This is a genomic window from Collibacillus ludicampi (genome assembly GCF_023705585.1).
Lineage (GTDB): Bacteria > Bacillota > Bacilli > Tumebacillales > BOQE01 > Collibacillus > Collibacillus ludicampi.
In genome coordinates this window covers 2,086,272-2,099,540 of the sequence record NZ_BOQE01000001.1, presented here as the reverse complement: position 1 = coordinate 2,099,540, position 13,269 = coordinate 2,086,272, and the positions used below count along the sequence as shown (strand labels likewise).

11 protein-coding genes are annotated in these 13,269 nt (G+C 46.9%); 4 read left to right on the top strand and 7 right to left on the bottom strand.

What is annotated here, in order from left to right:
* Window positions 1–55 precede the first annotated feature (55 nt).
* Complete coding sequence (locus tag DNHGIG_RS10590; protein ID WP_282199590.1) at window positions 56–874, top strand: tyrosine-type recombinase/integrase; 819 nt, start codon at window positions 56–58, stop codon at window positions 872–874.
* A 243-nt stretch (window positions 875–1,117) separates the two neighbouring features.
* On the opposite strand, the gene DNHGIG_RS10585 is transcribed toward DNHGIG_RS10590, so the two are convergent.
* The 6 genes from DNHGIG_RS10585 to DNHGIG_RS10560 form a co-directional block, all read right to left on the bottom strand.
* Window positions 1,118–2,332: an MFS transporter gene (locus DNHGIG_RS10585; RefSeq protein WP_282199589.1), complete on the bottom strand. Its 1,215-nt coding sequence runs from the start codon at window positions 2,330–2,332 to the stop codon at window positions 1,118–1,120.
* A 169-nt stretch (window positions 2,333–2,501) separates the two neighbouring features.
* Window positions 2,502–3,356, bottom strand: coding sequence for an SAM-dependent methyltransferase (locus DNHGIG_RS10580; RefSeq protein ID WP_282199588.1), 855 nt, complete (start codon window positions 3,354–3,356; stop codon window positions 2,502–2,504).
* A 401-nt stretch (window positions 3,357–3,757) separates the two neighbouring features.
* Window positions 3,758–5,116 carry a 23S rRNA (uracil(1939)-C(5))-methyltransferase RlmD gene (gene rlmD, locus DNHGIG_RS10575; RefSeq protein WP_282201404.1) on the bottom strand — a complete coding sequence of 453 codons (1,359 nt, stop codon included), beginning with the start codon at window positions 5,114–5,116 and terminating at the stop codon, window positions 3,758–3,760.
* A 544-nt stretch (window positions 5,117–5,660) separates the two neighbouring features.
* Window positions 5,661–7,553 (bottom strand): RecQ family ATP-dependent DNA helicase, encoded by a 1,893-nt coding sequence (locus tag DNHGIG_RS10570; protein WP_282199587.1) that lies wholly within the window; start codon window positions 7,551–7,553, stop codon window positions 5,661–5,663.
* A complete protein-coding gene (locus tag DNHGIG_RS10565) occupies window positions 7,537–8,223 on the bottom strand; it encodes a hypothetical protein (protein ID WP_282199586.1) in 687 nt (228 codons plus the stop codon). The genes DNHGIG_RS10570 and DNHGIG_RS10565 overlap by 17 nt, the downstream gene beginning before the upstream one ends.
* Window positions 8,224–8,259: 36 nt before the next feature.
* A complete protein-coding gene (locus DNHGIG_RS10560; RefSeq protein ID WP_282199585.1) occupies window positions 8,260–9,147 on the bottom strand; it encodes a 5'-3' exonuclease in 888 nt (295 codons plus the stop codon).
* A 234-nt stretch (window positions 9,148–9,381) separates the two neighbouring features.
* Here DNHGIG_RS10560 and DNHGIG_RS10555 point away from each other — a divergent pair, with 234 nt between their 5' ends.
* From DNHGIG_RS10555 to DNHGIG_RS10545, 3 genes are all read left to right on the top strand, one after another.
* Window positions 9,382–10,023 (top strand): phosphatase PAP2 family protein, encoded by a 642-nt coding sequence (locus DNHGIG_RS10555; protein WP_282199584.1) that lies wholly within the window; start codon window positions 9,382–9,384, stop codon window positions 10,021–10,023.
* Window positions 10,024–10,416: 393 nt separating this feature from the next.
* Window positions 10,417–11,013, top strand: coding sequence for a DedA family protein (locus DNHGIG_RS10550; RefSeq protein ID WP_282199583.1), 597 nt, complete (start codon window positions 10,417–10,419; stop codon window positions 11,011–11,013).
* Between the two features lie 234 nt (window positions 11,014–11,247).
* Window positions 11,248–11,817 (top strand): hypothetical protein, encoded by a 570-nt coding sequence (locus DNHGIG_RS10545; RefSeq protein ID WP_282199582.1) that lies wholly within the window; start codon window positions 11,248–11,250, stop codon window positions 11,815–11,817.
* Between the two features lie 518 nt (window positions 11,818–12,335).
* Here the strand turns inward: DNHGIG_RS10545 and DNHGIG_RS10540 are convergent.
* Entirely contained in the window at window positions 12,336–13,220 is an 885-nt protein-coding gene (locus DNHGIG_RS10540; protein ID WP_282199581.1) for a LysR family transcriptional regulator, read from the bottom strand.
* Window positions 13,221–13,269: the final 49 nt, after the last annotated feature.

Here is a 13,269-nt window from a genome sequence, read left to right as displayed (position 1 = left end):
TTTTATCGGAGAGAATGACCCGGGTATGTACATATGAAAGGAGATATGGGGAACTTTGATTCAGAAGTTTATCGAGGAAGCCTTACGCGGAAAATCCGAGACGACGATCCGTACCTACGCACACGCCCTGAAGCAATTTGAAGAGTGGCTGCAAGGAACGAGGGCCGATCTCACGTCATTCGCTAGGAGTGATGTCCAGCAATATTTGGATTATCTCACAAGCAAACGAAAAAGTGCGGCCACGATCAACAAGATCTGGAACGCGATCAAGAAGTATTGCAAGTGGGCTGGCAAAAAAGAAGCGATTGAGGATATCTCCGTCGTCAAACCGGTCGATTACAAACAATTGGCGCCCAAGGCCCTTGACCGCCTGGAACGCAATCGCCTGCTGCGCGAGGTGGACCGTACCGGCAACAAGCGAGACATTGCGATTGTCACCACCCTTTTGATGACCGGGCTTCGTGTCTCCGAATTGGTAGCGCTCAACCGGGAGGATGTGGAGATCAGCGAACGGATAGGCGAAATGCGGGTTGTCGGGAAAGGAAATAAGGAGCGGATCATTCCTTTGAACGCCGAAGTGCGTCGGGCGCTCACCAAGTATTTAGAAGAACGTTCAGACAGCCACCCCGCCCTGTTTCTCAGCAATCGCATGGAGCGAATCAGTGTAAGAAGCGTGCAGCGGATCATCGAGCAGTACGGATTTCATGCCCACCAGTTACGGCATACCTTTATCACCGGTTTGGTACGGGATAATCAGGACATTGCGGTGATTCAGTCGTTAAGCGGGCATAGTTCGGCGGATATGATCTTGCGATACAGCCGCCCGAATGAAGAGGACAAGATTCAGGCGGTAGAGTCGATTTATAAAGACTGAACAGCATTATAACGTACATATTCCCCCCTATGTGTTACCCCTCCCCTTTGAAAAAAACACTCAGAAACGAAAATAGAAGTTTTTTTTAACGTTCTAGTACAAAGTCCCATAAGGAGTTACACCTTCTTATGGGACTTTGTATTCTAATTTCCAATACGTTCCAAACCGTTTGAACAGTCGTCAAACTTAACATAATAGGGCGATCCTTGCCTAAAAGCGCGGTTCTACAATATTGCGGTAACCCTATATTGAACGAAACTCCCGTATTAACATGAGCAGTACACCAAGAATCATAATCGCAGCGCCCGTAAAACCTATCAATGAAGATGGGAGAACCCATTGGGCTATGATTCCGCTGAGGTAAGAGCCGATGGGTACACCTAACCCTATAATGGAAGTCCGCAGACCAAACACACGTCCCTGATATTCAGCAGGGATCAAACGTTGAACGGCTGTTCTTGCCATTGGTATGTATCCGGCAAACAGAAATCCAGCAAGTGCCATAGTTATATAACCGACCCATACCGAGTGAAACCAGATCAAAGGCAGTAGGCTTACTCCCCATCCGATGACCATAAACGCCATGAGGGTTCCTTGTCTTAATGGGAATCGTACAAATCCGCTTGCAGCAGCTCCGCAGATGGAACTAATAAAATACACCATCCATAGGCTTCCGAGAACCACAGCGCTGCTCATCAGTTCATGATGTACAAACAGTGGTAGTGCAACTTCAAGTTGACCGTAAGCCATGTTTAAGAACAAAGCACCTAGTGTAATCCACCATACAGCTTTCGTGGAGTACAGATATTTAAAGCCACTCCATGCATCCAGCCAGAATGATGATTTATTTGATAGGGTCTCTCTTGGAATTCGCTTCGGTTGAGGATCCTTTATTAGTAATAAGCACAGTGCGGCTCCCAAGAAAGAGAACCCGTCTAATAGAATGGCTACGGGAGCTCCTAATTTTGTAACCAATACTCCTCCCGCAAGCGGCCCAATCAAAGAAGCAGCTTGCCATAGAGTTTCATTGATCGAGTTAGCTATTCCGAGATCATCGGTTGAAACAACATTCGGTAGCATTACCATCCAACCTACCGTGATAAAAGGTATTATACACCCGGCTGCAACTATCAAAGCCATCAGTGTAACCATTGACAAGCGCTGGATACTGTGTAGATACGGAATCGCTGTAAAGATAATCCCAAGGATTACATTTGCTCCGACAAGCACCATCTTTCGAGGCCACCTGTCAAGCACATTCCCAACAACAGCACCCAAAAGGACGCCCGGCAATCCAAAACCCAACGCTAACAACCCCATGTTAGTTGACTGGTTTGTTGTCACCATAACAAACCACAGTAGTGCTACTAATCCGATTTGATCACCCAAAACAGAAATCGCATCTGCCGTGGTCAACAAACAAAAGTCCCGCCGGCGAAGTAACGAAAAATATTCCATAATATCAGTTCACCTCGTCAAAAGCCCAAGTAGGGAACTCAATAATTTACTACAACTGGGCATCCTGAGAGGTGAATCAAATTGGCATGGTCATACACCTCCCATATCACCTTCCTAACCTAGGATGGACAAAAAACGAAGCAACCCACATAGGATGAGCGTCAGTTGACTACTTCTCAGCCAATAAGGCAAGAAATTCCTTATCTATAGGTTTAGAAGATATCCGTAATCCGGGCAAAAATAGACTTGTTGCGAATGTAATTAAAGATGATATATTCTCAAGTTCCTGTAGTGGACAAGTGGCTAAAACAGAACTTTTCCCTTGAATTGTGCTAGATTGTATTAGCATGACTTCGTGGTTGGAAGGAAAGCTTTGTAATAGCCACTGCTTTAGGTAATGTAACTTGTTATCTAAGGCTGGGTTAGAATAGTTCGTTCTAGAAGTGCCTACTGAGCAAATATGGTAGATGTAGTAATCTAATCTTGGATCGAGCTGCAGGCGATAAAGGAGTAAGCGATTCGCATCCACAACTACTGCACCATTCTCCAGTGGGTCCAGCCCAAGATCAGTAATCATTGTGTCAAAACTAGATATACCATCGACCACCAGTATTTGAATCTGTCCCTCAAGTTCTCTCCTTTCAAGTTCGCGCACCCAGCTAACTCCTACCCGCGGGTGACCAGGAACGAGCACGGCAACGGAACCAAACTCCTGTGCTGCAGATATGATTCGGTTGATAATACGCTTATAATTTTCCGCATCAACAGCTCCATCCTGATAGAGAGGTGCTAGGCTTTCTACCATTGACACCCCTAATCCGTCGACCAGCCACTCAGATGAAATCGATTCGAAAGGAAAAAAGAGAACTAAAGACGCTTTGCGAAGATAACTGATTGCTTCAAGGGTTAAATGCTTACGTCCACGAACACCAGCGCCAACAACGTATACTTTTGGTATGTTGTTCTTGGATTTATTATAAGACCTTCTTACCGGTTCTACTTTGCCACTAACAACTCGATTCATACCCGCTGGTAGTGTTTTTTCCCCCTTCGAAATTCGAAAATCAATTGAATGTGGTCAAAATGTGGTCAAATGCGAATTGCGGCCTAAAAAAACCTTTTTATTTCTGTTAAGACAAAATAAACTCTTGCTTTTTTATCCCCCGTAACCCGCATCCCCACGCTCACATTTATTCCCATTTAAAATAAACTCCTGCACAACTCCCTCATTTTCTCCATTTTTGTTTCACTTTTTTCTCTCAAAACTTTATTCTCGTTAAAATAATGTCCTGATAAAAAAGCAGGTTCAAGGCTTGATAGGATTGGGTTTCCCCTTTTTTTTCTGACCTTGATACCCGCTTTTTTCAAGACTTTATTACTCCAATTGCAGGAGTTTATTCGTACTTGCAGGACTTTATTATGCCTCTACAATTTCAAGGATAATAAGACCACACACTCCACATGCGCCGTCTGCGGGAACATATCTACCGGTTGCACACTTTCGATTTTGTACCCTTGCAAAAGGATGTTACAATCTTTTGCTAAAGTGGAAGGATTACACGATACGTACACGATCTTCTTTGGCTTGGACTGCAACAATGCTTTTAAGAGCGCATGATCACATCCTGTGCGGGGCGGGTCGACGACGACGACATCGGGACGGAAGCCTTGTTTGACCCATTGCACGAGGATCTTTTCTGCCGCACCGACGGTGAAATGAGCGTTTGCGATACCGGAACGTTTGGCGTTTTCGTTCGCGTCCTGAATGGCTTCGGGGATGATGTCAATGCCGTGCACTTCTTTGGCATAGGGGGCCAACCACAGGCCGATGGTACCTACACCGCAATAGGCATCTACGACCACTTCTTTTCCTGTTAAACCGGCTGCTCGTTTCACCTCATCGTAGAGTTTGACCGTTTGTTCCGGATTCAATTGAAAGAAAGCTCGCGGTGAGAGCGAGAATCGCACATTCCCGAGCCGCTCTTCAATCTTCTCTTTGCCCCATAAGAGTTTGGTCTTGTCTCCGAAGATCAGAGAAGTGCGTGCCGGGTTGATGTTCTGCATGATGGATGTCACGTAGGGAAGGCGCTTGCGAATATGCTCGACGAGAGGATCCTTTTGCGGTAAATCTTCAGTGAGCGTAACGAGGGTCAGCTGAACCTCTCCCGTTTCGAACCCAATCCGGGGCACGATCGTGCGCAAGACGCCCATGTGTTTCTTTTCATTATAAAGCGGTATGCCCAGTTCCCGCACCAGATCCCGGACCACTTGCACCATCTCGTTGGTGGTTGGGTGTTGGATCATGCATTCGCTGGTATCGATAAGCCGATGAGAACCGGGAGCGTAGAGTCCGGCAACCACTTTTCCCCCTACAAGGGCGACTGGAAGTTGCGCCTTGTTCCGGTAAGCCCATGGATTCTCCATACCGATCGTGGGTCGGATCTCAAGGTCTGTCAGTCCGGTGTAACGGGCGAACGATTCGCGTACGATTTCCCGTTTCCATTCCAATTGTGCCTGATAGTCCATATGTTGCAAACTGCATCCGCCGCATTGTTCATAAACGGGACAAGGTGGCTTGACACGCGTGGCCGATTTTTTGACGATTCGTAACAAGCTGCCAACAGCATACGTCGGTTCGATGCGCACGATGCGAACGACCGCTTTTTCTCCCGGCAATGCCCCGTCAACAAACACCACTTGTCTTTCCACATACCCGATTCCCTCGCCATTGATCCCCAAGCGATTCACGTCAAGCGTGACCACTTCCCCGACTTTCAGCTTGATCCGTGAAGGCTGTTTCCCATCTTTCTTTGATGAAGCTTTCCCTTTTTTCTTTGTTTGTACTGCTTTTCCTGTCTGTTTCAATCCGATCGTCCTTCCAACCTGGTATGCTGTTAGTTTTTCCGTCAAATATCCTTAAACATCCATGAATCCTGTATACATTCACTCTTGAGGTAACCAGTACACATACATTTTGTGCGGGAAGAGATTTAAAGCTGCCTCATGCAACGGAGTGGCTTTTGGGTGGATGATTTCGCTTTGCAGCGCAGAGGTGAGTTGAAGGTCGTTCCGCAACTTCTGTTAAGAATCCGGGCGGAACGACCTTCATCGAACCCAAGCGCAAAGCGATACATCCACCCAATCACTAGTTTTCGAGGTAGTCACCCATGCCGCAAGCGGTATCATCAAATGATGATAAGATTACCATGTGGGCTTAATATGGACTACAATAATTTTTTTAGCCTTCTTACCGAAGTTTATTATCAATCTAGAAGAATAAAAAGCCCAAAACTCATTACACCAACCATATTTGTTTCCACGTGAAACATCATCCGCTCCACTCTTTCAAAATCGCTTGTGCTTCGCGGATGTTATACTCTTTATCTTCACGTTTGAGCATCTCTTCTACATAAGACTTAGCCTGGCGGTCACCGATTTTTCGCAAAGCCTTCAATGTATACTGTCTCACTTGCGGATTCACGTCTTTCAGCAAGGTAAGCAGATAAGGAACCGACTCCGCCCGTCGAATCTTGCCGATGGCTGACACCGCCATCCTCCTCGTATTGACGCTGGGGCTCTTAAGAAGTTCGTAAAGACGAGGCAATCCAGCTTCATCACGCGCTTCCCCGATTGCGTACGCCTCTTCCCCTTCCGTTTTTGCTAGGCGCGGCATCACAACCGGCGGATCAGCCGGCAAAATTTCCCGCAACACATCACGCCATGGATAACGATCCACCGGCCCTGGAGTATAACAGCCCGTCAACAAACCCGGGTCGCACCGGTCACAACAGGGATGCGGCCTTGCAAATCCCTCTTGACCGAAATAACGCAAAATCGCTTGCCGCCGACATCCTTCGGCAGCCAGCAGTTCGACCATTGAATGTAATTTTCCGTAACGCCTCAACTTCAATCGGCTGATCGTCATTAAAACTTCGTTCCGTTTTTTCGCAAACGCGTTTTTTTCGAAGCGAACCACCGCGTCCTGGGAATCCATCTCTTCTATCAAAAGAACCCCTTGTTGCTCCCATATATGTAGAAGAAGAGAGACTTTCTCTTCAGTGAAACCTTGAATCCCTGCAAACTCGCGCCAACGGATGCGTACCGCCTCACCTTCGGTGTGCAAGTCTATCAATCTTTGGGCGAGACGATCCACCTCGGCTTCACTGGGAAACTCTTTTTTCAGGAAAAAATGATGAATGCCGCGATCCCTTTGGGTAAAAATCGTCATACATATACTGGGTTTCCCGTCTCTTCCCGCACGGCCCGCTTCCTGGTAATAAGCCTCGACGGATGAAGGGACGTGCAAATGAAGGACGAAACGGATATCCGGCTTGTCAATGCCCATTCCGAACGCGTTCGTGGCCACAACTATGCGAAACTTTCCGCGTATGAACGCATCCTGGATTTGGCGTCTCTCCTCCGCCTGCATCCCTGCATGGTAAAAAGCGATTTCTTCTCCGAGCTGCTGACGTAACAAACGCGCGAACTCTTCACATTCCCCACGAGATGACGTGTAGATGATCCCGCATCCCCGCTGTCCACGCAAAAAAGCGACCGCTTCCTTGTACTTGTTCTCCACCGTCGTTTCCCGGCGAAAGATAAACGCGAGATTGGGGCGGTCATAACCCATGATGATACGCGCGCCATCTTCAATCCCTAATTGCACGGTGATGTCCTCTTGCACCTCTTTTGTCGCCGTTGCGGTCAATGCCATTATCGGTACTTGTCCGATCCGTTCACGCAAGGAACCGATCAGCAAATAATCGGTGCGAAAATCATGCCCCCACTCTGAGATGCAATGGGCTTCATCCACCACTAACAACGATACTTGCGTGCGGCTTAATAGTGTCATAAATTCACGCGAGCGGATCCGTTCGGGAGCAATATACACGATTTTGTACCGTCCGTTGCGAATGCCTTCCATACGCTCAACGATCTCGCGTTTCGTCAGCGAAGAATTTAAAAAGGTGGCACAATGAATCCCTCGACGTTCAAGGTTCTGTACCTGATCTTGCATCAGAGCGATCAGTGGCGAGATGACGAGAGTCAAACCGGGTAACATGAGAGCAGGTAGTTGATAACACAACGATTTTCCCGCACCGGTCGTCATGATCCCGAGGACATCTTGTCCCGATAACAACGTGCGTATGATTTCTTCTTGACCCGGGCGAAATTCATCATAGCCAAACCACCGCTTTAATTCCTCATGTAACGCGTCCATCTTCTGCCCTCCCGCTCCCCAGGATTTCGAAACGCATCCGTTCCCGCACGCTGGCGGCGAGACGCTGTTCCTTTTCCGGAAAAAGAGAGAGAAGGTCCGCGATTCGTTCTCTCCGCCCCTGATGTAAGACCTGTCGAATCGCCAATTCCGTTTCCGCAGACATGTAAGTGCGCAGATCGAATGAGGGATCATGTCTTGCCCGAAGTAGTTCTAGATCTTGAGGCTGTGTTGAAACGAGGTGATACAAAAGTGGCGTTTCGTTCGTAATGCTTTGTAAAAAGATGTTTGCGGCACCTTTCTCCAGTGCTTCGATTTGTACTGTTGTCATTCCGATCATTTCCCCTACGCGTTCACGAGAATACCCTCGCCGCCTTGCCGGGACAAAAGAAGCAACAAACACCAACGATTCTTCTGGCTTCATCTGTGTACACACGGTTTCGATCTCATCCCGTAAGAGGAGGGCCATGCGTCGGTGTTCTTCCCGATACTTTTCAAACTTCCTGAAAAGAGGCCATCCCCTGTACGCTTCCAACGTTGCGGTCACATGATTGTACAATGGATCTGACAAGCCGCAAGCACGGCGAAACGATTCTTCATTCCGCCACTTCGTTCCTAACGAAACGGAAAAGAGAAGAACGCTGGCACGAACGGTTTCAAGTGCCACATTCATAACGCTCCCCCTTTTGAAAGTTGGTGCCAAAATCATTTAGGCGGACGCCCAAGAACGTTCCAATTGCTGAATGATTCTTGTCAGTTCAAGCTCCATCATCCGCGGGCGGGCGGCTTCGATATCAAAGCGGCATCTACAATCGTCGATACGCAATGGAAGCGGAACGTCCGTAAGAATGGTAGCCAGCCTCTTGGAAAGCACCGCAGTCTCCCGGTATGTTTCTATCTTTTCGCGAATCTTCCCTTTCATCGTATCGATCTGTTCGAACAATCCTTCGATTGTACCGTATTGCAAAAGCAATTTTTTCGCCGTTTTTTCCCCAATGCCAGGTACCCCTGGAATATTATCGCTTGCATCCCCCATAAGTCCTTTTAAATCTGTGATTTGACTCGGGGTACATCCCCACGTTTCAAGCAGGTATTCCGGTGTGTAATACTCCAATTCTGTCATACCTTTTTTCATGATGGCCACGGTCACGTTTTCACCGACCAGTTGCAAAGCATCACGATCACCGGTCAGAATCAGGACCCGGTGGCCTTCCTTTGCCGCACAAGCAGCCATGGAACCGATCAGATCATCCGCCTCATAACGGGTATCCTGGTGCTGAGCAACGGATAATGAAGCGAGAATCTCGCGCGCCAGGTCGAATTGAGGATGCAGTTCCACCGGCAATTCGCCGCGTGTCGCTTTATATTCAGGATACAATTCGCGACGAAACGTATCGCGGGAGACATCCCATGCCACAAACAGATGGCTGGGTCTCACTCGTTCACAAGCGGTGAGCAACATGCGCATAAAACCGAATACCGCATTTGTATAGATCCCTTTCGCCGTTTGCTTGACCCGTCCTCCATAGGAAGACGCGAAAAACGCGCGCACGAGCAGCGAGCTGCCGTCAATCACGAGAAAATTGTATGGTTGCACAAATGACTTCCTTTCCTTACGAGAGCTTTCCACGCGAAAAATCACCGTTCAAAACAGAAGGCGCTCGAAACCTCATTCATAAAATTTTATTGAAATCGACAAATCCTAAAGAAAAAAGCACTTTTTACGTGTAGAATACAATCAGTATACCGTATTTTTTCGAACAGAAGAAAGGCTTCAATCGATGCGAAAGAAACAGAACCGATTGGATAATCAGGTGAGGAGCAAACGACGATGAATGTGAGGTACGGACTTACACTTGCGTTTGTATTGGGTCTTTTGTCGGCTATCGGTTTTGGACTCGTGGCTCTGTTCATCAGTGAACATAAAATCGCGCAATTCGACAATACCGTAACATCCTACATTCAAGGATTTGAATCCCCTTGGCTGACCGTCATCATGAAGTTTTTTACCTATATTGGATCTACACCCGCAGTGATTGTCCTTTCCATTTTGGTGATGATATTGTTGTATAAAATCCTGCATCATCGGATGGAGTTGATCTTTTTTGGGATTGTATTGGCGGGAGCGGGGATCATGAATCAGATACTGAAACATATTTTTGCACGAACGCGCCCCGATCTGCATCGCCTGATCACCGCGGGCGGATACAGTTTTCCCAGCGGGCATTCGATGGCTGCATTTGCAATGTACGGAGTACTCTCTTTCTTGCTGTGGCGTCATATCCGCACGCGCCTCGGACGCAGTCTATGGCTTCTTCTCAGTACCCTCATGATTCTCGCCATTGGCATAAGCCGCGTTTACTTAGGGGTACATTATCCGAGTGACATACTGGGAGGATACCTGGCCAGCGGATGGTGGCTCGCTTTTGCCATCTGGTTTTACCAGCGTTATCAGGAAAAGAAAAGCAGGTAGTTTCCCAGGCCACAATTGACGCCATATGAGGATGAAAAGTCTCTTTGGGTGGGCGTCATGCTTGGCGTGAAACAGCGACTTTGGAGGTCGTCTCGCTTCCTTTCGGACGCAATAAGGGTATATGCATTGCGCGTAATAGCGACTTTGAAGGTCGTCTCGCAACATTTGATTATGATTCCATGCGAGACGACCTTCACGGAGCATAAGCGCAATGCATATACCCGCTGAAACGACCTCCACGGAGCATGAACGCCAAGCATATGCCCGCAATGACGACCTCCACGGAGCATGAGCGCAATGCATATACCCGTTGAAACGACCTCCACGGAGCGCGAATGCAAAGCATACGCCCTCCAAACTACACAATTTCATAATAGAAAAGAGGAAATGAACATGAATGTCCATCACCTTCTTGAAACATACGGATATATCGGGATTTTCGGGGCGCTCTTTCTTGAGTACCTTGGAATTCCATTTCCGGCGGAAACGATTCTGACCGTATCTGGATTTGCCTGGGCGAAAGGTACTTTTGCATTTCTGCCGCTTTACCTTAGTGCCCTCACCGGAACATTTGCCGGTTCTTTGGTTGCCTATTTCATCGGCCTGTATTTTGGCAGACCCTTCATTTTACGCTACGGTAAATATGTCCGCATCACACATGAAAAATTAGACCAGGCAGAAGAGAAATTCAAGAAGTATACGATACCCATTCTTATCTTCTCACGTTTTCTTGCCGGCGTTCGCGTCCTCGTTCCCTATCTGGCAGGAATCAATCGTACCGCTTTGAAATCATTTATTCTCTATTCGCTGATCGGATCCCTTGTCTGGGCAATGCTCTTTCTTTTCATCGGCCGTTTCGTCGGCCATGAATGGCATTACGTACAACATCGATTGCATCGATATCTCATCCCTCTGCTTGCGGCCATCGCCGTTATGATTGCCGGTATCTGGCTATTACGCGCACGAAACAATCGTAAAGCAAACTCTTAAACCTCTTGCGAATATTACCTTCAGGGAGCACGAACGCAAAGCATGTGTCCTCTACACCACAGATTAAAATAAAGCCGAGAAATGACGGGTCGTCACGCAACCTGGGGAAATCCCCCGGGCGGGACAACCTTTTTTTGTGGATTCATGCAAGGCTACGAGAATCATGATATTCTCACGTATGAAGGAAGGAGTATTCGCCTCTTCAGAGAATATAGAAAATTAAGGGGTAGTCGGGTGAATGGAATAGAATCCAAGATGAAAAGAGAGAGATCATTACTTCCAACAACATCACAGAAAGGGATTTATATGAGCATAAACTTTTTTGATAACTATAAAGAATTTGTCGTAATCCCTTTAGAAGATAAAAACGATCACGGAGAAGAATTTCATCCCCATGACTACGCCAAGCATTTTATCATAACGCTTTCGCTCAATGATTCCCGTATTACGTGTTGGAAAGAAGCAGAAAACTATCAGATCAAAGTTGATAAAAGCCTTGAAAAGGTAGTGAGAGAATTCAATAAAAAAGCAAAAGGCTCTTATTACCTTCAAATTCTCGAGCTAGAAGAAGACAAATCGTATTTTGTTCTGGCATTATCCTGCAAAACCAAGCATGACAACGAGAAAGAATGTGCTGAAAATATATCCTATCTTTTGGAGAAGATGATTGCGAACCCTCTTTATGTTGGAGAATGCTGGTACCAACTGATCGGTGAAAAAGGGAGGGTGGAGCGCAAGCTTTTCACCTATGCATACAAAGAATATCAACTACAACATTCTCTCGAAGCTTCGGGGAAGATGTGACGTTTTCAGGAAGAGGATGCATCATCATATCTTCCTTCATGCGCAAGTGGCACCATCAGTGGATGAAAAGTTTCTTGTGAGGGAAGAGAGATTTAAGCTTCCTAATGCAATGGAGTATCTTTTGGGTGGGTTGTATCGCTTTGCAGCGAAGAGGTGAGTTGAAGGTCGTTCCGCAACCTCTGTAAAGAATCCCAGCGGGACGACCTTCATCGAACCCAAGCGCAAAGCGATACACCCACCCAAGCACTAGTTTTCAAGATAGCCCTCCATACCGCAAGCGGCGCCATCAGTGGATGAAAAGTGTCTTTAGGTGGGCGTAATGCTTTGCGTGAGACAGCGACTTTGAAGGTCGTCTCGCAACATATGATTATAATTCCATGCGAGACGACCCTTCACGGAGCATGAGCGCAAAGCATATACCCACTTGAGACGACCTCCACGGAGCGTGAACAAAAGCATCCGCCCACCAAACTACACATTTTCAAGGTAAGGTAGGTGTAACTTAATATTCGCCGCATCTATTGTGAAACTTTTAGTGAAACACGCAAAGCGTGAATCATGCTCTCCATTGCAGGACTTACATATTCATCGAATCGGTGCAAAATTCCGATGGTTACATCCAGTTCCAAATCTTGCACCGATTTCAAAACAGTTCCCGAGGGAGGAGAACTAACGGACACGCGAGGGATGATTCCAATCCCGCAACCTACTTGCACCAATCGTTTTATTGATTCTATGCTACTTGTCTGTATGATCGGATATACGCTGTTTCCTTTCTCCAATAACAGATGTTCGAGTTTTCTTCGATAAGCACAATTTCTCCCGGTGAGCACCAGCCGCTCTCCTCTTAAATCTTCCGCAATCATTTCCTCTTTTTTTGCCAATGGATGTGTAATAGGTACGAGCAAAGCAAGTTCTTCGACAAATAACGGTTCAAAATTGAGTCCGAAGTCTGTGTCGGGTGCTGTACAGATCCCGATATCAAGATCCCCGGAATATACTCGTTCTGTGATCGTGACTGTATTGCCGATTTCTAGTGTCACCTGTACTTTGGGGCGTGCCTTACAATATTGAGCAAGTATGTCGGGAAGACGGAGACTTGCCGTAGGTTCCATACATCCGATGCGAATGTTTCCTGTTTCCCCAGACTGTATATCCGCCATGGTTTGACGCAATTGCTCAATATCGTTCAGAATATATGTCACTTGCCGATTCAGGATACGTCCAGCTTCAGTCAGACGTATCTTTTTACCTCTTTCAAACAGTTGGACCCCTAGTTCAGATTCGAGCTTTTGTATTTGCATCGTAACTGTTGACTGCGCATATTGGAGGTCCTCGGCAGCCCGTTGAAAACTCCCCAGTCTAACAACAGTTTGGAAGGTTTTTAACGCTCGAATATCCATGCACATCCCTACACTTCAATAAATTTGAATCAATTGTTCATATATTTCG